Genomic DNA, 17,845 nt, shown 5'->3' with positions numbered 1-17,845 from the left:
CTTTTCGTTTCTTCCATTTCGCAAAGCTGGTAACTTCAGGCCAAAGCACCCAGCCTTCGGCTGGCGCCGACCAGAAGGCCGGCAAGGGCTATGGCCTGCGCCAGTTGTTCGCCGATGGAGCTCGATTCCCAGGCGACGCCGCGCAGCGGATGGCCGATGGCGAACAGATTGCCATGGGTCTCGCCATCACGGGAAATCACCTGGCCGTCATGCGTCGCGTCGATGCCGAAGCCGGTCGCATGCGGCCTGACGATGCCGTTCTCGAGCAGGTTCTGGACGAACGGATCGGCGATCCGCCGCCAATCATGCTCCTGATGGCCGCGGCAGTTGACGACGCCGTCGAAGCGCAGCCGTTCGACCGCGCCGGTATCACGCCAGCGGACTTCAGCGACGATGCCATTTGCCTGCGGATGGAGTGCCAGCACCCGTCCCGCTCGACCCGTCCAACGGCCTTGGCTTCGCGCCAGTGTCACGCGCTCAAAACTCGGTGGCGCCGCGCGGTGCGCGGTGACATCCCAGAAGGCGCGCAGATGGCGTGCGAACTTCAAGCGCTCCCTGTCGGTGGCGCCTTGCCACAAGGCCAGGATCCACGGCCGGATCGTCAGTGGCAGCCCTTGCCAGTCCAGGCCGGTGGTTTCGATTGCCCGGCGTTCGGCCTTGACCAGTGCGAGAAGCGCCCTGGTGGTTTTCGGCAGCGGCCGCCCGGCGAGGAAATCGCGCCACGCTTCCGTGTTCCGCCGAGGTTCGACGATCTGTCCGCGCCGCGACACGACGCGATAACCGCCCTTGAAGCCGCGCGCTTCCATGCTGGCGACGACGTCGACCATGCTGAGGCTGGAGCCGATCAGCAGCAGTTCCTTGCTGCCGGCGAGCCGATCGAGCGCCGCCGAATCCCAGGGATTGGCGACATAACGGGGATCGCCGACGACGGCTGCTTCCGTGGTGGACGGCTGGCTCTGGAACACCCCGGTTGCCAGTACCGCCTCATCCGCCAGCAATTGCTGGCTATCGCTGGTGCCGACGCATACCCCGGACGGACCCGTCAGCATGTCGACGGCGGATGCCTTGATGTGGCGCAGCGAAGAACGCGGATCTGCTTCTCTGATCGCTCTCGTCAGTTCCGACTGGACATAGCTGCCGAACAGCCAGCGCGGCGGGCTTGAGTCCGGGACATCCTCGGGCGGTGTCCAGCCGTGCTCCGGCCCATTCCCCATAAGCCAGCGAACGAGGTGATCGGGATCGTCCGGATGCAGCGAGAAGATGCGCGCCGCGCCGTTGACGAGGTGTTGTGGATCGACGGTGCTATAGGCAACGCCGCGACCGAGCTCGGCCCGGCGCTCGATGATGGTGATTGCCAGCGGCTCAGTTGAACGGTCGAGCAGCTTGATCGCGGTAACCGCGCCGGCAAAGCCGCCGCCAACGATGATGATTGAACGAGGGATCGAACGTAGCGGGGAGGAAGGGGTATGAAGCATCAAGAACCTTTGCGATGCCGGTGGTCGTGGCTCCAGCCCATCGCCCCGGCAACGATCATCGTGCTTTCCCGTAACCCGATGTCAAAAAACAATAATTGCCAGCTGACGAAAGGCATTCTTTCACTCAGCGGGTTTGGCAGGCGCTAGATAGGAACGCCCTTTGCGACCAGCCCGAGAACCGCTGATGACTGAAAATCGAAAGATAAGGCTTGGAGCCTTTGTTCGCGGACCGGGCCATCATGTCGCTGCCTGGCGCCATCCCGATGTGCCTGCCAATCCGGGCCTGAGCTTCCAGCACTATGCGGACGCCGCGCGCACTGCCGAGCGTGGCCTGTTCGACATGGTGTTTCTGGCCGACAGCCTCAGCGCGCGCAATGGCGAGCAGCCGATCGAGACCTTCGAGCGCACCGGCCATGTCGTGCATTTCGAGCCGCTGACGCTTTTGTCGGCGCTCTCGACCATCACGCAAGGGATCGGGCTCGTTGCGACCGCCTCGACCACCTATTGGGAGCCGTTCCACTTGGCGCGGCTGTTCGCTTCGATCGATCATCTCAGCGGCGGCAGGACAGGCTGGAATGTCGTCACCTCAGCCGATGCGCCGGCGGCGGCGAATTTCAGCCTCGACCAGCATCCCGTTCATGCCGACCGTTACGCCCGCGCCGAGGAATTCGTCGCTGTCGCGCAGAAGCTTTGGGACAGCTGGGACGACGATGCCTTCGTCGCCGACAAGGCTTCGGGGATCGCCATCGACCGGCGCGGCATCCACGCCCCGGACCATGCCGGCCGGCATTTCCGCGTCAAGGGACCGCTCAACGTCGCTCGCCCACCGCAGGGCCATCCCGTCATCGTCCAGGCGGGCTCGTCCGATGCCGGCCAGCACTTGGCGGCGCGGACGGCGGAGGTGGTTTTCACCGCCCACCCGACCATCGAATCGGCGCGCGGCTTTTACGGCGAACTGAAAGGCCGGCTGGGCTCGTTTGGCCGCTCCGCCGACAGCCTGAAGATCATGCCCGGTGTCTTCCCGGTCGTCGCGCCGACGCGCACGGAGGCCGAGGACAAGTTCGATGCGATCCAGCGCCTGGTCGATCCTGTGGTTGGTGTGGCGCTGGTTTCAGGATTGCTCGGCGGTGTCGATCTTTCCGGCCATTCACTCGACGGACCGTTGCCGGAACTGGGCAGTTCCGATGCCGTGAAGAGCCGCCTGAAAGTCGTTTCCGAATTGGCCGCGAGCCGGAACCTGACCATCCGCCAATTGTATCTCGCCGTTGCCGGCGCGCGCGGCCATTTCCAGATCGTCGGCACGCCAAAGGATGTGGCCGACATGATGGAGGAGTGGTTCGCCGGTGGCGCGGCGGACGGCTTCAACGTCATGCCGCCGATCCTGCCGACGGGCCTCACCGATTTTGTCGACCTCGTCATTCCGGAGCTGCAGCGGCGGCGTCTGTTCCGGACTGCTTACGAAGGCGGGACGTTGCGCGAGAACCTCGGCCTTGCGCGTCCGATCCGTGGCGCCGCTGAACAGCAAGAGAGGAAAGCATCATGAGCGACAGGACGATCGATTCGAAAATGTTTCGCCAATGGCTGGCGGATGGCGAAGAACTGGCGGTACTAGACATTCGCGACAGCGCGACTGTCGGATACGCATCGCCGCTGTTCGCCACCAACCTGCCCGCGGCTCAGGTCGAGGCCGAGATCGACCGCTTCATCCCGCGCAAATCGGTGCGCACCGTGCTGGCGGACGACGGCAGCGGCGTTGCCGAGCAACTTGTCGAACGACTGGTGGGGTATGGCCGTACCCAGCTGTTTTCGCTGAACGGTGGAATTCCGGAATGGACGCAAAGCGGCGTTGAAGACCTGCCGACCTTCGATACGCCGGGCGTCGATTTTTCGCTGGCGATCCGCGACGAGAAGGGAACCCCGGTCGTCAGCGTTGAAGAGCTCGCGGTGCTCAGAGGCCGAGGCGCCGACGTGGTGGTGCTCGACAGCCGCACGGTGGCGGAGTTCGAAAAGGACCATGTGCCGGGCGCCATCAGCGTGCCGGGCGCCGAGCTGGTGCTGCGCTTCGCCGACCTGGTGCCGTCACCGGAGACGCAGGTTGTCGTCTCCTGCGCCGGCCTGCCGCGCGCCATCATCGGGGCGCAGACACTGATCGATGCCGGCGTGCCCAACCGGGTCGCCTATCTGCACGACGGCACCAGGGCATGGCGCGAGGCCGGTCTTGCACTCGAAACCGGCAAGACCGCAATCTATGGTCCGGCAAGCGAGGATGCCAAGCGTTTCGCCGGGGAGCACATCGCAAAGCTTGCCGAAGGCGACAGCTTTCCCCGCATCAATGCGGCCACGGCCGCGAACTGGGCGAAGGACGAAAAGCGGACGACCTACCTGCTTGACGTGCGCACGCCCGACGAGTTCGCCGAAGCGCATATTCCGGGGTCGATCGCGTCTGAGGGCGGGCAGTTGCTCGGTGTCGCCTATCGCACCATCGCCGTGCGCGGCGCCCGCGTCGTGCTGATCGACGATCTGCTCGGTGTCCGCGCGGCGACGACGGCGCATTGGGCTGCAGCGGCGCGGCTTCGAGATCGCGATCCTCTTGTATGACTTCCAGTCGACCAGCCTGGTGGAAGCGGCGTAGGGCAGGAGCACTGTCAGGCGATTTTTTCGGGGGCCACTATTCGGCGGCTTCCGATTGGCGGCGACGGCCCGCCAGCACGTTCTTCTGCATCGCCGTCAGCGAAGACCGCACGGCTTTGGCGCCGTATTCCAGCATCTTGGCCTCATACTCCGACAGCGCCTGGAGAAGCGGCTTGTCGCCGCGTTTGGCGGCCACCAGCTCTGGCACCAGCAGCCCGGCGTCGTAGATCGCGGTGTTGCCGCCAAGCGCGCGAAAATAGGTCATGGCGTGGATGGCATCGCCAAGCAGCGTCACCGGTTTCGTCGGCCAGGGATCGACAGGTTCGGAGCTGTGGACATGAAGCAGCGCCACCGTCGATGGGTCGGTGTAGCGGATGAGGTTGAGGATTTCCGGGTGCCAGTGGGCGATCTTCGAGATCAGCAGGTCAATCAGTTCTGAACCGGAGAGCTTTGCCAGCGCGTCGTCTGTGGCAAGTTCGTCCTTTTCATAGGCGGTGTTCCACCAGACATAGCTGGTGGTGTTGTTGAAATGGAAGCCGGAAAAATCCTTGTGAGTGGCGTCGTCCAGCCCGATCAGTCCATGCTTTCGGAATGCGTCGACATTGACTCTGTGGCTGGTGACCATAAGCCCATGACCTTCGGTTGGCCTGACGCCGGCATTGTAGTCGAGTAGCAGCGGCGAGATCTGGTGAAGGGCTGCGGCATGCAGCGTCATCTTGCCGGCCAGACGCCTGACGCCGGTGTCGAAGCTTCGCGCATGCGGCACCAGTTGCTGGCGCACCCGCGAGCGGGCGCCGTCGGCACCGACCAGCACGTCGGCATGGATTGCCGAGCCGTCCTCGAAATGCGCGACGACCGAACCATCCGGCTGCTCGTCGTAGCGAGAGAAGACCTTGCCATAGCGCATGATGCCGTCGAGGCCGGACAACAGCACCTGGCGCAGCGTGATACGGCTTACCGATTTTTCGATATGCGTGTCGTCGGCCTCGCCCGGCGCGTTGCCGCCGCCCCAGGCATCCTCGCCCAGGATGTTGAAATTCTCGTCGAGCAGGATGTTGCGATCCGGCGCCTGGCCGAGCGTGGCGACAAAAGCGTCGTAGAGTTCCGGCGGCAAATTGGCGATCAGGGAATCGATGCCGCGCTGGCGGATGCGCAGACGAAAACCCTGGACATAGTCGGTGCGGGCGCGGTCCTTCTCGAAGACCGCGACACTGATGCCGTTCTTCTTCAGGCCTTGCGCCAGTGTCAGGCCGCCGGGGCCTCCGCCGATGATGGCGACTTCGACATGTTCTGTTGTCATGGCGCTCAACCGACCGCCGCGAGCTTGGGCTTGCCCGCGGCAATAGCCGGCGTCTCGGCCAACTGCCGGGCGATATGGCGGCTGAGCGTCGCCTTGGCGGCGATCGTGCGGATCATGTGGTTCTGCGGTGCGTGGGAACGGGCGGTCAGCGCATCACGGTGGTGGCGCTCAAGCTGGAAATCTCTGTTAAGGCCTGGATTGCCGGCAAGCTCCAGCGCCAGCGAGGTGACGGCAACGGCATTGTCGATGACGACATGCCTGACCGTCATGCCGTCGGTGCCCACAGGCCGGCCGGCGTCGACATCTTCGGCGAGCGAACGCAGCAGCCGCGTGCTGCTCGCAAGCCTGACCTCGATCTCACCGAGCCCTGCCTGGATGTGCGGCACGGTCGACAGCGGCGCACCAAGACTTGCCGGCGCGTGCGTGCTGACAAAGGAGACAAGCCGGTCACGGGCAGCACGGGCGGCACCGTGGTAGACAGCGCCGATCAGCGAAAAGAAGAACGCCGTCGCGCCTTCCTCGCGCCTCAGCGGCTCGGATGCCGGCTGCGCCTCGGTGATGTCTTCGGCAGGAACCGCAACATTATCCAGAATGATGTCGTCGCTGGCCGTCGCCCGCATGCCGGCGGCGTTCCATGTCTTTTCGACACGCAATCCAGGCGCGTCGGTCGGCACCAGGAATGAAGCCAGGCGGGGCTGCGGCTCGTCGGTCAGCGCCAGCAAGTTCACCCATTTCAGAATAGGAATGCCGGTGACGTAGTTCTTGTGGCCGGATATCCGCCAGACATTGCCGTCGCGCCGGGCAATGGTTTCGGGCGGCTTGCCATGGGCGGGCGAGCCAATCCGCGGCTCGGCTTGGGCGGCGTTGATCAAAGCAGGGCCAAGACGGCCGGCCTCGACAATCCGCTGAACCAGATGGCGCGGCCATTTTCCGGATTTCCGCATCGCATACTGGCTGTTGTAGTGCATGGCCAGCACCAGCGCCGTCGACGGCTCGCCACGGCCAATCTCGGCGATCACCGCCTGTGCTTCCGTCAGCCCGCCACCGAAGCCGCCATGTTCGCGCACCGTGACCAGGCCAAGCAGCCCCGCCTGGTGAAGCCGGTCGAAATTGGCGAATGGGAATTCCCCGGTCGCGTCGTGATGCGCGGCGGTCAGCGCGAAGTCGTCGGCAAGGCCGGCCACTTTCTCGAGGAGTTGCGGAAACTCGGCAATTGTCGACATCATGACGTTGGCTTTCTCTCAGGCGGCGGCGCGAATGTTCACCAGATCGAGCGGCCGGCGATCGACCCAGGCCTCGACGTCGAAATCGCCGGCGAGGAAGCCCCAGTCGCGCAGGAAATTCTTGTAGTGGGAAACCGCTGCGACGAGCTCAGGCTGCAGTCCGAGGCCGAGATGCTTATGGACATCCGGGCCATTGGCGGCCAGCACCTGTTCCTCGGTGGCCCCGGCTTCGCGGGCAACAAAGCGCTGCGTCTCTTCCGGATGCGCCTCGGCCCAGGCGCTGGCGCGCAGGATGGTCTCGATCAGTCGCGCGACCAGATCGGGGCGTTGTTCCGCCAGCAGTTCATCGACGGTCAGCACGCGCGGCGAACCGGAATTGATGCGGATATTCGGGTCGGGGTGGAAGCCGAATTCCACGACCTGGATGGCGCCGATCAGATTGGCGACATTGATGCCGGCCGTGCCTTTGACATAGATGGCGTCGACCTCGCCGCGGATCAGGGCTGCGGCTTCCTCGCCATAGGCCTGCTTGCGCTTGAGGCCGAACAGCGACGGTCCTTCCTGGCTGTCGAGCACGCTGTCGGCCAGCGCTATGTCGACGATCTCGACGTCGCCATAGCCAAGGCCCTCGAGCGAGAGCGCCGAGACCAGTCCCTTCAACGCCGTCGCTCGCATGAAGTCGACGATTCCCTCGGGGCGCCGGGCGATGCCGAAGCGGCGGCCTTTCAGGTCCCGGGTTGTCCTGATGCCGGAACCGGGCAAGGCGATGATTGCCTGGAATTCGTCGGTCCAGGTGATGCCGGCGAGACGCGTCTTGCGTCCTTCGGACCGCGCGCGGATCGGCGGCACGTTGCCGCCGTGGCGGAACGACCAGTCGAGCGTGTGGTTGAAATGGCTCTGGCGGATGTCGCGATTGGGCGAATCGATGATCGACTTCAATTCAATCCCCTCCTTGCGAAAGGTCTCGTCGAGAAGCCCGAGCTGTGCGGCGAGCCCGACGGGCGTCGGCACCGGGCAGCGTGTGTACCAGATTTCGGAGATCGCAGTCGCGGTCATGATTGCTCCTCAGGTGTTGCGCAGGCCAGCCTGCTTCATCAGCGGCAGGATGTTCTCGCCGAAGAATTCGAGGTCAGGTTTGAAATCGAAGAAGGACAGCTGCAGGCCGTCGATGCCGGCGTCCTTCAACTTGACGAACTGGTCGACGATCTGTTCGGGCGTGCCGATGAGATAAATGTTGCCGCCGACCTTGGCGTAGGGATCGTCGCGGCCCTCGCGTCCTTTCCAGGCCTGGGCATCGCTGTTGAAGGTCTGGAAGCCTTTCGGCGTGCGGCTGTCGGCATGGGCGACGATCTCATCGGCGACCGCCCAGGCCTCCTTCTCGGTCGGCCTGCTGATGACCAGCGGGTTGAGCAGCGTGCGCACGGTGCGGCCGACGCCGAGGGCTGCGTCCTTCACCTTCTTCGTATGCGCCGGCAGCGCTTCCAGCGCGCTGGCGATGTCGGAGCCGGCCGGGCTGGTGACGAAGACGATGTCGGAATAACGGCCGGCAAAGGAAATGCCGGCGTCGGAGCCGGTGGCATTGACCAGGATCGGCCGTCCATAATTCGGCTTGGGCGTGACGAAGCCGCCATTGAGCTTCCAGCTCGATTCTCCGGAGAATGAGAAATTCTCGTCGTCCTGCCACAGTCGCTGCAGCACTTCGACGAACTCGGCGGCGAGTTCATAGCGGCGGTCGTGCTCGATACGGTTCCAGCCGAACATTTCATGTTCGACGGCGCGATGGCCGGTGACGACGTTGATGCCCCAGCGGCCGCCGGAGATGTGGTCGAGTGTGGCGCCGAATTTCGCCAGATGCAGCGGGTGCCACGGGCCGTAGAGAACATGCATGGTCGAGATCAGCATGATCTTCTTGGTGATCGCGGCCATGGCCGCGACGGAGACGAAACTGTCCAGCGCCTGGCCGTTGAAGACACCGCCATAACCGCCCTTGGGCAGCCACTGGCTGAGCGCGAAGACGAGGTCGAAGCCAAGCTCCTCGGCCTTCAACGTCAGGTCGCGATTGTAGTCGAAGCGCCAGTCGGTCGAGCGCGGCAAGGTCGAGTTGGTCCAGCCACCGGCCTGGATCGGCAAGAATAGCCCGAGCAGCACCGGCTGCTGAAGCGCTTTCGACAGCGGGCTGTCCGGATAGTCGGTCGGCGCCTTGAAGAAGGGCGTGCCGACGATGGAACCAGGCTTGTGGGCGAGCGTCATGGCGAACTTTCTCGGGTGGAGGAAGGGAACCCGTGCGAAGGACCGCGCACGGGTCAGGGCTCAGGCGACGATATGGGCGGTTGCGAGGGAGCCGGCATTGCCCTCGGCGCCCACCGTGTGACCGGCTATGCGCCTGTTGTAGAGGGTGATTTCCGGTTGGCTGACGATGCCGATATCGGGCAGGTCCTCGACAAGGATCTGCTGGATCGCGGCCCATTGCTCGAAGCGCTTTTCGTGGTCGACCTCGACGGCGGCCGCTTCAAGAAGTTCGTCGACCTTGGCATTGCTGTATTTCGAACCGTTGGAGAACGGCACGCCGGGTTTGAAATTTTTCGACCAGTAGAGGCGCTGTACGCCTACCGTCGGGTCGAACAGATTGCTCATGCCGTTGAAGGTGAAGTCGAAGTCGCGGTCGGTGTAGATGCGCTTGGTGTAGGTGGCGAAATCCTGGCTGCGCACGGTGACCTCGATCCCGACCGCGGCCAATGCCTGCTTGATGTAATCGGCGCCGCGCTTGTAGGTTTCGCCGCTCGGGACATAGTCGTGGACAAGCTTGAGCCGGGTACCGTTGGCGTCGCGCGGCAAGCCTGCTTCATCGAGCAGTTTATCGGCGGCGGCCGTGTCGACCGGATAGGTCTTCAGGTCGGCGACGAACCACTTCTTCAGATTGGGGTTGATCGGGCCTGGAATGGTTTCGCCATAGCCATAGTTGATCGTCTCGCGGATGACGTTGCGGTCGATGACATGGGCGAAGGCACGGCGGACGCGAACATCCTGGAAATAGGCTTTCTCCAGGTTGAATTCGACCCGGCTGATGCCATTGGAATATTGGTAGCCCTGCTTCTCGAAGCCGATATGCGGCAGCGTCTCAAAACGCTGCAAATCGCTGTACGGAATCGGCGTTGCCGGCGCCAGATCGATCTCGCCGGTCTCCAGCGCCAGCGCGCGCGCCGAAGCGTCCGGGATGAAGCGCACGATCAACCGGTCGAGATAGGGGCGCGGTGCGTCCCAGTAGTCAGGATTGCGTTCGTAAACGATGTGGCTGCCGCGCACCCATTCTTTGAAGACGAACGGGCCGGTGCCGACCGGAGCGACGTTGACCGGATTTTCGGCTGCCTTTGTGCCGTCATAGAGGTGCTTCGGCACGATTGGCGTTTCGGCCGCAGCCAGGGCCGTGATCAAGTAAGGCGCCGGCCTCGACAGAACCAGCGCTACGGTCAGCGGATCCGGCGTCTGGATGTCTACAAGGTTGAGGAAGGTGTTGCGGCCGCGCGGATGAACCTCTCTGATCGTGGTGATCGAATAGGCGACGTCGGCGGCGGTGAACGGCTGGCCATCATGCCACTTCACGCCTTCGCGCAGCTTGAAGGTGTATTGCAGCCCATCGCCACTGACTGACCATTGTCTGGCCAGGGATGGGCGCGGCGTGAGATCGAAATCATAGGTCAGCAGGCCCTCGGTGGTCTTTGCCGAGACGTAGACCGAATTGAATGCCGTGTGGGCGATGGTCGTCAGCACAGGCGGCTCAGCCGAGAGCACCAGCGTCGCCGTTCCACCCTGTTTCGGCTCGGCGGCGTAGGCGCTGCGCGATGCAGGCAACAGGGTCGCTCCGAGCGCGGCCGCCGAGATGCCGAGGAACCTGCGGCGGTTCGGACTGAGGAAATGAGACATAGCGTCCTGGTCCTTTTTTGCTGCCGGACCCGATCGGCCGATCGTCGGCCGCCAGGCTAAAAATCCGTCGTTCCAAGAGCGGGCCCGTTTGCGAAAAGATTTGGCCGACCTGCTCCCGCGCTTAAGATTTCATACCTCAAACAGCTAAGTTTGTAGTATGAAATAAAATTCTATTCTGCAATGAAGCCATTTGCAGGATAAAATTTCTTAAATCAGGTTTGACAATGTCTATAAATCTTGTCAACTAAAAAGCGCGGAACTTTCCGGGAAACAGCAAACCCGCATCGTCAGCCACAGCCGGGATAGCGAAAACGATGTCGACCCTGACGCGCATTGGCAGAACCTTCCGGCGCACCGCCATCCAGGCGGTGCCGACCGTTCTGGGCATCGTCATCCTGAACTTCTTCCTGCTGCAGCTCGCGCCCGGCGATGCCGCCGATGTCATGGCCGGCGAGGCTGGCTCGGCCACTGTCGAAACGATGGCGGCGCTTCGCCAGCGCTTCGGGCTCGACAATCCGCTTCTCGTCCAGCTGTTCAACTATCTCTACAATCTGGCGCATTTCAGCCTCGGCTTTTCGCCGCGCTACGGCATGCCGGTCGCCGACCTGATCGGCCAGCGGCTGCCCGGCACGCTAGTGCTGATGGCGGTGGCTCTGGCCGTCGCCATTGTGCTCGGCCTCGCCCTTGGATCGGTGATGGCGGTGTTTGCCGGGCGCCTGCCGGATCGTGTGCTCTCCGTTATTTCGCTGCTGTTCTATTCAATCCCGGGTTTCTGGATCGGCTTGATGCTGATCGTGCTGTTTTCGGTCAAGCTCGGCTGGCTGCCGAGCGGCGGCTCGGGAACCATCGGCAGCAACCTGACCGGCCTTGCCGGGCTCTGGGACAGGGCGCGCTACATGATCCTGCCGGCACTGTCGCTGGCGCTGTTCTACGTGGCGATCTATGCGCGGCTGACACGAGCGGCGATGCTGGAGGTCCAGTCGCAGGACTACGTGCGCACCGCCGCAGCCAAGGGCCTGCCGCCGGCCATCATCACCATTCGCCATGTCCTGCGCAACGCGCTGATCCCCATTACCACCATGGCCGGCATGCATGTCGGCGGCATGCTCGGCGGCGCCGTGGTTGTCGAGACTGTCTATTCCTGGCCCGGCCTCGGGCGTCTCGCCTTCGAAGCGGTCATGGGCCGCGATTTCACCGTGCTGCTCGGCATCCTTCTGTTGTCGTCGCTGCTGGTGATCATCGCCAACGCGACCGTCGATCTTCTGCACGCCTGGCTCGATCCCCGCATCGGAGTACGCTGATGGCTTCCACCGATTTCGCCGCGGGCGATGCCCGTTCCCGCCGTCTCCATGCCGATGCCCGCGGGCCCGCGGCACCGCCTGAACCCGAGGCAAAGAGTTGGAGCAATCTCCACGCGCCCGACGCACGCTCCGCTTCGGCAGCGTCGGTGCCGATAGCCGCTGGCGGGCGTGCGCTGAAGGTTTTCCTGCGCAATCCCAACGCCATGTTCGGCGTTGTGTTCCTGTCACTGGTCGTGCTGGCCGCACTGCTGGCACCAGTCCTCTATCCGGCCGATCCGCTATCGATGGTGGCGCGGCCCTTCCTGTGGCCGGGCCAGAACCCAGCCTTCCCACTGGGCACGGACTCCATGGGCCGCGATGTGCTTTCGGGCATTCTGCATGGCGCACGGATTTCGCTGTTCGTCGGCCTGGTGGCGACCGCGCTCGGCCTCAGCTTCGGCATCCTGGTCGGCGCCGCCGCCGGCTACTTCGGCGGCTGGATCGACGACCTGCTGGTGCGCCTGATCGAGATCTTTCAGACCATACCGAGCTTCGTGCTGCTGGTCGTCATGGTGGCGATCGCGCAGCCGACCGCGCCTGTCGTGACAGTGGCGATCGCCGTCATCACCTGGCCGACGGTGGCGCGGTTGACCCGCGCCGAGTTCCGGGCCATCCGCGAGAAGGATTTCGTCATGGCCGCCCGCAGCCTCGGCTACGGCCATGTCCGCATTATCTTCCGCGAGATCCTGCCCAATGCGCTGCCGCCGTTGATCGTGACCTCGTCGGTGATGGTGGCGACCGCGATCCTGATGGAATCGGCGCTGTCCTTCATGGGCCTCGGCGATCCCAACGTCGTCAGCTGGGGCTCGATGATCGGAGCGGGCAGGGAATTGATCCGCACCGCTTGGTATCTGACAGCGCTTCCGGGACTGGCGATCGTCTTTACCGTGCTGGCGCTGAACCTGATCGGTGACGGCCTCAACGACGCGCTCAACCCGCGCTTCTCACAGGAGCGATAGAGATGGCGGCTCCTTTGCTCAGGATCGACAATCTGACGGTTCGCTTCCCGACCGCCGAGCCGGTCAGCCGGCTGAGCTTCGAGGTCGGTGAGGGCGAGACGCTGGCGATCGTTGGTGAATCAGGCTCCGGCAAGTCGCTGACCGCGCTCGCCCTGATGCAGCTTCTGCCGCGCTCGGCGAAAATACCCAATGGCAGGATCGAATTCGCCGGCAAGGATCTGCTTGGTCTCGACCAGAAGGCTATGCGGAGCCTGCGCGGACGCGAGATCGCCATGATCTTCCAGGAGCCGATGACGTCGCTCAATCCGGTGCTGACCATCGGCCGGCAGATCACCGAGGTGCTGACGCTGCACGAAGGCATACGCGGCAAGGCAGCGCGGAACCGTGCCATCGAGCTTCTCAATCTGGTTCGCATTCCCGATCCGCAGCGGCGCATCGATGACTATCCGCACCAGCTTTCCGGCGGCATGCGCCAGCGCATCATGATTGCCATCGCCGTCGCCTGCCGGCCGCGCCTGCTGATTGCCGACGAACCGACGACGGCGCTCGACGTGACCATCCAGGCGCAGGTGCTCGACCTGCTCGATACGCTGCGCCGCGAACTGTCGATGGCTGTCATGCTCATCACCCACGATCTTGGTGTCGTGGCACAATGGGCCGACAAGGTCGTCGTCATGTATGCCGGCCGCAAGGTTGAACAGGCGCTGCCGGACGCACTGTTCAGAACACCCCTTCACCCCTATACGCGCGGCCTGCTGGCGGCGTCGCCGCGGCTGAAGACCAATCTCCACTACCGCGACGCCAGGCTGACGGAGATTCCCGGCAGTATCGTCTCGGCCGCCGGCGAAAAGGGCTGCCCGTTCCGCCCGCGCTGCGCGGTGGCGCGCGACAGCTGCGCCCATTTCGTACCCGACCTCGTCGAGGTGAGCGAGGATCGTCTAGTCGCCTGCCCCTACAGCTTCATTCCGGAGGTTGCGCATGGCGCTGCTCTCGGTCTCTGACCTTTCCACCCATTTCCACGCCCAGGGCGGCACGCTGCGCGCCGTCGATGGCGTATCCCTCGAAGTCGGACGCGGCGAGACGGTTGGTCTCGTCGGCGAAAGCGGTTGCGGAAAATCGACGCTAGGCAAGACCATCATGCGGCTGGTCGACCCGACTAGCGGCAGGATCGAGTTCAACGGCACCGACATCACCGTTCTCGACACGCGCCGGCTGAAGGCGGCGCGCCGTAATATCCAGATGATCTTCCAGGATCCGTTCGCATCGCTCAATCCGCGCCACACGATCGGCGACATCCTGACAGCACCACTGAAGGTCCATGGCATCGGCAACACGGCCGAGCGGCGCACCATCGTCGAGGACATCATCGAGCGTGTCGGTCTGCCGAGGGATTCGCTTGGCCGCTACCCGCATGAATTTTCCGGCGGGCAACGCCAGCGCATCGGCATCGCCCGGGCGCTGATCCTCAATCCGGAACTGGTTGTGTGCGACGAGCCGGTGTCGGCGCTCGACCTTTCGATCCAGGCGCAGATTCTGAACCTGCTGGTCGACATGAAACGTCAGCTCGGCCTGTCCTATCTCTTCATTTCGCACGATCTATCAGTCGTTCGCTATTTCGCCGACCGGGTGCTGGTGATGTATCTCGGACGCATTGTCGAAAGCGCCGACAATGCGGCGCTGTGGACCTCGCCAAAGCATCCCTACACGCGCGCGCTGATGGATGCCGTGCCGGACCCGGCGCGCCGACGTCAGGCCGCGCCGATCCATGGCGATCTGCCAAGCCCGCAGAACATCCCCAGCGGCTGCCGTTTCCATACCCGCTGCCCGCTGGCGACCGATCTGTGCCGTTCGCAGGAACCGGCGTTCCGAGCGATCGCGCCGGGACACCATGTCGCCTGCCACTACGCCGAACCAACCATCAACTGAAATTCAACGGAGCAGAAAAATGTCCGACTACCGCTATCTTGGCCGCAGCGCCCTGAAGGTTTCGCCGCTCAGCCTGGGCACGATGATGTTCGGCGGGCCGACCGAGGAGACGGTCGCGCATCGCATCATCGACAAGGCGCGCGAGCAAGGCATCAACTTCATCGACACCGCCGACGTCTACCACAACGGCAAGTCCGAGGAAGTCGTCGGTCGCGGTATCAAGGTGACGCGCGATCATTGGGTCGTGGCGACCAAGTTCGTCAACTCGCATGATAAGGGGCCTAATCTCGGCGGCCATTCGCGCAAATGGGTGATCCAGACGGTCGAGAACAGCCTGCGGCGCCTGGGAACAGACTATATCGACCTGTTCTACTTCCACCGCGCCGTCTTCGATGCGCCGCTGGAAGAGCCGGTGCGGGCGATCGCCGACCTGATCCGCCAGGGCAAGCTGCGCTATTTCGGCGTCTCCAACTTTCGTGGCTGGCGCATCGCCGAAGTCGCGCATCTGGCCGATGAACTCGGCATCGACCGGCCGGTGGCCAGCCAGCCGCTCTATAACATCGTCAACCGCATCGCCGAGGCCGAACAGCTGCCGGCGGCCGCCTATTACGGTCTTGGCGTCGTCTCCTACAGCCCGCTGGCGCGCGGCGTGCTGACCGGCAAATACGAGCCGAACCAGGCGCCTGCCGCCGACACGCGGGCCGGCCGTGGCGACAAGCGCATCGCCGAGACCGAGTGGCGCCCGGAATCGATCGAGATCGCCAGGCAGATCGCGGCGCACGCAAAGTCGCGCGGCGTCTCGGCCGCCGATTTCGCGCTGGCCTGGGTGTTGAACAACCGGCTGATCACGGCGGCGATCGCCGGCCCGCGTACCGAGGAACAGTGGGACAGCTATGCGAAGGCATTGGACTTCAGGCTGAGCGCCGAGGACGAGGCCTTTGTCGACCGCCTCGTCACTGCCGGTCATGCCTCAACGCATGGGTTCAATGATCCGAGCCATCCGGTCGAAGGCCGCGTGCCGCGTTCGGAGCCGGCCGCGCCGATCCCGCTGACACGGCCTCTGCGCGCCGCCTGACGGTCGCCGACGAAATGGCGGGGCCGGCGGCCCCGCCCGCGTTTCCAATTGCTTTGGACAGATGAGAGAGCCCATGAATTTCCACGTCGAACGGCTGCGCCAGAACATCGTCGTGCTTTCGGGCAACACCCACAGGCCGTCGAAGTCGCGGACGCTGGCGCATCATCTCGGCGAGGCGCTGCGCGAAAGATTGTCTGTCACAGTAAATTTCCTCGATCTTGTCGATGCCGGCCGTGGCCTGGGTGCTGCGTTTACGCGAAGGGAATTGACGCCGGAGGCGCTGAATGTGGTAAACGCGGTCGAACAGGCCGACGCGCTGATCGTCACGACGCCGGTCTACAACGGCTCCTATGCTGGCCTGTTCAAGCATCTGTTCGACCTCATCGATCCACTGGCGCTCGTCGACCGGCCGGTCCTGATCGGCGCGACGGGTGGTGGCCAGCGCCACGCGCTGGTAGTCGAACATCAGCTTCGCCCGCTGTTTGGCTTTTACTCCGCCCTGACGGTGCCGAGCGCCGTCTATGGCAGTGACAGCGACTTTGCCGACGGCAAGCTCGTAGATTCGCTGGTTCTGGCGCGGGCCGGGCAGGCCGTGGATCAATTCGTTGCCCTGCTTTCAGCGCGCCAGCCGAAGAGCCAACCGGTCCGGGCGGCTTCGGGCTGACGGATAAAGTGCCAAGGCAAGTGCCTGATAGGCGATATATGGCCAAGGCGCGGCCCGTAAGCACTCCGCATTTTGCGCCTGAATAATCCCGCGGGCGACAGGGTGCCGTCTAAATCCGAATTCTTTTTTAAGCGCGAGCTGATTTTAAGAATTCCATTGCTATCTAAGTCTATAATATCAGTGGACTTTAATCCAACGCTCTTTGAATAGGGCGGTCGAGGGGTTTGCCCTCTGTTCAAAAGGATTAAGGCTCCATGCGAAAACTTATTTCCGCCGCCCTTGTCGGGCTTGCCATAGCGGCCACATCCGCTGCAGCGCATGCCGACGACAAGAAAGTCGTCATCGCCTACCAGACCGGTGCCAATCCCTACAACCTCGGTATTGCCAACGGCGATCTTGCCAAGAAAACCGGCTGGAACATCGAATACCGCCGCTTCAATTCCGGTGCTGACATCTTTGCTGCCATCGCATCCGGCGACGTCCAGATCGGCGATGTCGGATCAAGCCCGTTCGCCGCAGCCGTCAGCAGGGGCATCGACGTGAAGGCCTTCTACATCTCCTCGGTCTCCCGTGACGGAGAAGCCCTGGTGGTGCGGCCCGATATCAAGTCGCCGGCCGACCTGCGGGGCAAGAAGCTCGCGGCCGCGCCAGTATCGACGGACCATTACCAGCTTCTCGCCGTCCTCAAGCAGGAAGGCATTTCGGAGAAAGAAACCCAGGTCATCGCCATTCCGCAGCCCGAAATCGTCGCTGCCTGGAAGCGCGGCGACATTGACGGGGCCTTCGTCTGGGATCCGGCACTCTCTGAACTCAAAAAGGACGGCAAGGTTCTGCTCACAGCCGGCCAGGTCGCCGACCGTGGCGCGCCGACCTTCAGCGCGCTGGTCGTGACCGGCGAGTTCGCCAAGGCCAATCCCGACTTCCTCGGCCAGTATGTCCGGCTGATCGACGGCTACAACACCGCCTACCTGAGCAACCCGGCCGCATGGGGACCGGACTCAGAGAGCGCCAAGCTGATCGCCAAATTGCAGGGCGGCACGGCGGCCGAGAATTCGGAGCAGTTGAAGACGACTGTGGTTCCGCCGCTCGACGAGCAGGTGTCCGACAAATGGCTGGGCGGTGGCGACAAGAGCGCCGTTGCGAAAATCCTCAAGGACACCGCAGGCTTCCTGAAGGACCAGCACAAGATCACCGCCATCAAGGACAGCTACGCCGCGTTCGCCGATCCGGAATACGCAGACGCTGCCAAGGCCTCGAACTAGAAATCACCTGACGAAATTCAGGTTCTGGCTGGCGGAATTCTCGCCAGCCAGACTGCTTGGAGGCCCACC

At 63.6% G+C, this 17,845-nt stretch carries 14 protein-coding genes and 1 pseudogene; 9 read left to right on the top strand and 6 right to left on the bottom strand.

Annotated elements, in window-relative coordinates:
• Positions 1–35: 35 nt before the first annotated feature.
• A complete protein-coding gene (locus NKJ15_RS18405) occupies positions 36–1,475 on the bottom strand; it encodes an FAD/NAD(P)-binding protein (protein WP_352816632.1) in 1,440 nt (479 codons plus the stop codon).
• A gap of 181 nt (positions 1,476–1,656) precedes the next feature.
• Between NKJ15_RS18405 and NKJ15_RS18400 the strand changes: the two genes are divergently transcribed.
• Both NKJ15_RS18400 and NKJ15_RS18395 read left to right on the top strand, forming a co-directional pair.
• Complete coding sequence (locus NKJ15_RS18400) at positions 1,657–3,018, top strand: LLM class flavin-dependent oxidoreductase (RefSeq protein ID WP_502906924.1); 1,362 nt, start codon at positions 1,657–1,659, stop codon at positions 3,016–3,018.
• Positions 3,015–4,107: pseudogene (locus tag NKJ15_RS18395) on the top strand (rhodanese-like domain-containing protein). The gene NKJ15_RS18400 and the pseudogene NKJ15_RS18395 overlap by 4 nt, the downstream one beginning before the upstream one ends.
• Before the next feature lie 36 nt (positions 4,108–4,143).
• On the opposite strand, the gene NKJ15_RS18390 reads toward NKJ15_RS18395, so the two are convergent.
• The 5 genes from NKJ15_RS18390 to NKJ15_RS18370 are packed head-to-tail and all read right to left on the bottom strand — an operon-like array spanning position 4,144 to position 10,550.
• Positions 4,144–5,406: an FAD-dependent oxidoreductase gene (locus NKJ15_RS18390; RefSeq protein WP_352816627.1), complete on the bottom strand. Its 1,263-nt coding sequence runs from the start codon at positions 5,404–5,406 to the stop codon at positions 4,144–4,146.
• Between the two features lie 5 nt (positions 5,407–5,411).
• Complete coding sequence (locus tag NKJ15_RS18385) at positions 5,412–6,629, bottom strand: acyl-CoA dehydrogenase family protein (protein ID WP_352816754.1); 1,218 nt, start codon at positions 6,627–6,629, stop codon at positions 5,412–5,414.
• An 18-nt stretch (positions 6,630–6,647) separates the two neighbouring features.
• The gene (locus NKJ15_RS18380) at positions 6,648–7,685 is read right to left on the bottom strand and encodes an ABC transporter substrate-binding protein (RefSeq protein WP_352769914.1); all 1,038 of its coding nucleotides are present in this window, start codon (positions 7,683–7,685) and stop codon (positions 6,648–6,650) included.
• A 9-nt stretch (positions 7,686–7,694) separates the two neighbouring features.
• Positions 7,695–8,879 (bottom strand): LLM class flavin-dependent oxidoreductase, encoded by a 1,185-nt coding sequence (locus NKJ15_RS18375; RefSeq protein ID WP_352471360.1) that lies wholly within the window; start codon positions 8,877–8,879, stop codon positions 7,695–7,697.
• 60 nt (positions 8,880–8,939) lie between these two features.
• Positions 8,940–10,550 (bottom strand): ABC transporter substrate-binding protein, encoded by a 1,611-nt coding sequence (locus NKJ15_RS18370; RefSeq protein WP_352540160.1) that lies wholly within the window; start codon positions 10,548–10,550, stop codon positions 8,940–8,942.
• 314 nt (positions 10,551–10,864) lie between these two features.
• Here NKJ15_RS18370 and NKJ15_RS18365 point away from each other — a divergent pair, with 314 nt between their 5' ends.
• From NKJ15_RS18365 to tauA, 7 genes are all read left to right on the top strand, one after another.
• On the top strand, positions 10,865–11,851 hold the full coding sequence (locus NKJ15_RS18365) for an ABC transporter permease (protein ID WP_352449708.1): 987 nt from the start codon (positions 10,865–10,867) through the stop codon (positions 11,849–11,851).
• Positions 11,851–12,849, top strand: coding sequence for an ABC transporter permease (locus tag NKJ15_RS18360; RefSeq protein ID WP_352471358.1), 999 nt, complete (start codon positions 11,851–11,853; stop codon positions 12,847–12,849). Before NKJ15_RS18365 ends, NKJ15_RS18360 begins: the two co-directional genes overlap by 1 nt.
• A gap of 2 nt (positions 12,850–12,851) precedes the next feature.
• Positions 12,852–13,850: an ABC transporter ATP-binding protein gene (locus tag NKJ15_RS18355; protein ID WP_352471356.1), complete on the top strand. Its 999-nt coding sequence runs from the start codon at positions 12,852–12,854 to the stop codon at positions 13,848–13,850.
• Positions 13,828–14,775: an ABC transporter ATP-binding protein gene (locus NKJ15_RS18350; RefSeq protein ID WP_352471355.1), complete on the top strand. Its 948-nt coding sequence runs from the start codon at positions 13,828–13,830 to the stop codon at positions 14,773–14,775. The genes NKJ15_RS18355 and NKJ15_RS18350 overlap by 23 nt, the downstream gene beginning before the upstream one ends.
• Before the next feature lie 19 nt (positions 14,776–14,794).
• Positions 14,795–15,850: an aldo/keto reductase gene (locus NKJ15_RS18345; RefSeq protein WP_352816624.1), complete on the top strand. Its 1,056-nt coding sequence runs from the start codon at positions 14,795–14,797 to the stop codon at positions 15,848–15,850.
• Positions 15,851–15,923: 73 nt separating this feature from the next.
• Complete coding sequence (gene msuE, locus NKJ15_RS18340; RefSeq protein ID WP_352471353.1) at positions 15,924–16,514, top strand: FMN reductase; 591 nt, start codon at positions 15,924–15,926, stop codon at positions 16,512–16,514.
• Positions 16,515–16,768: 254 nt separating this feature from the next.
• Complete coding sequence (tauA, locus tag NKJ15_RS18335) at positions 16,769–17,776, top strand: taurine ABC transporter substrate-binding protein (RefSeq protein WP_352471352.1); 1,008 nt, start codon at positions 16,769–16,771, stop codon at positions 17,774–17,776.
• Positions 17,777–17,845: the final 69 nt, after the last annotated feature.

It is taken from the genome of Mesorhizobium sp. M0207 (assembly GCF_040321995.1).
In the GTDB taxonomy this organism is placed as follows: domain Bacteria; phylum Pseudomonadota; class Alphaproteobacteria; order Rhizobiales; family Rhizobiaceae; genus Mesorhizobium.
This window is presented reverse-complemented; position numbering and strand designations above follow the sequence as displayed.

Coding starts and splice junctions, on each gene's coding strand:
- NKJ15_RS18405 (WP_352816632.1), bottom strand. CDS start 1,475: ATGCTTCATACCCCTTCCTCCCCGCTACGTTCGATCCCTCGTTCAATC.
- NKJ15_RS18390 (WP_352816627.1), bottom strand. CDS start 5,406: ATGACAACAGAACATGTCGAAGTCGCCATCATCGGCGGAGGCCCCGGC.
- NKJ15_RS18385 (WP_352816754.1), bottom strand. CDS start 6,629: ATGTCGACAATTGCCGAGTTTCCGCAACTCCTCGAGAAAGTGGCCGGC.
- NKJ15_RS18380 (WP_352769914.1), bottom strand. CDS start 7,685: ATGACCGCGACTGCGATCTCCGAAATCTGGTACACACGCTGCCCGGTG.
- NKJ15_RS18375 (WP_352471360.1), bottom strand. CDS start 8,879: ATGACGCTCGCCCACAAGCCTGGTTCCATCGTCGGCACGCCCTTCTTC.
- NKJ15_RS18370 (WP_352540160.1), bottom strand. CDS start 10,550: ATGTCTCATTTCCTCAGTCCGAACCGCCGCAGGTTCCTCGGCATCTCG.
- NKJ15_RS18365 (WP_352449708.1), top strand. CDS start 10,865: ATGTCGACCCTGACGCGCATTGGCAGAACCTTCCGGCGCACCGCCATC.
- NKJ15_RS18360 (WP_352471358.1), top strand. CDS start 11,851: ATGGCTTCCACCGATTTCGCCGCGGGCGATGCCCGTTCCCGCCGTCTC.
- NKJ15_RS18355 (WP_352471356.1), top strand. CDS start 12,852: ATGGCGGCTCCTTTGCTCAGGATCGACAATCTGACGGTTCGCTTCCCG.
- NKJ15_RS18350 (WP_352471355.1), top strand. CDS start 13,828: ATGGCGCTGCTCTCGGTCTCTGACCTTTCCACCCATTTCCACGCCCAG.
- NKJ15_RS18345 (WP_352816624.1), top strand. CDS start 14,795: ATGTCCGACTACCGCTATCTTGGCCGCAGCGCCCTGAAGGTTTCGCCG.
- msuE (WP_352471353.1), top strand. CDS start 15,924: ATGAATTTCCACGTCGAACGGCTGCGCCAGAACATCGTCGTGCTTTCG.
- tauA (WP_352471352.1), top strand. CDS start 16,769: ATGCGAAAACTTATTTCCGCCGCCCTTGTCGGGCTTGCCATAGCGGCC.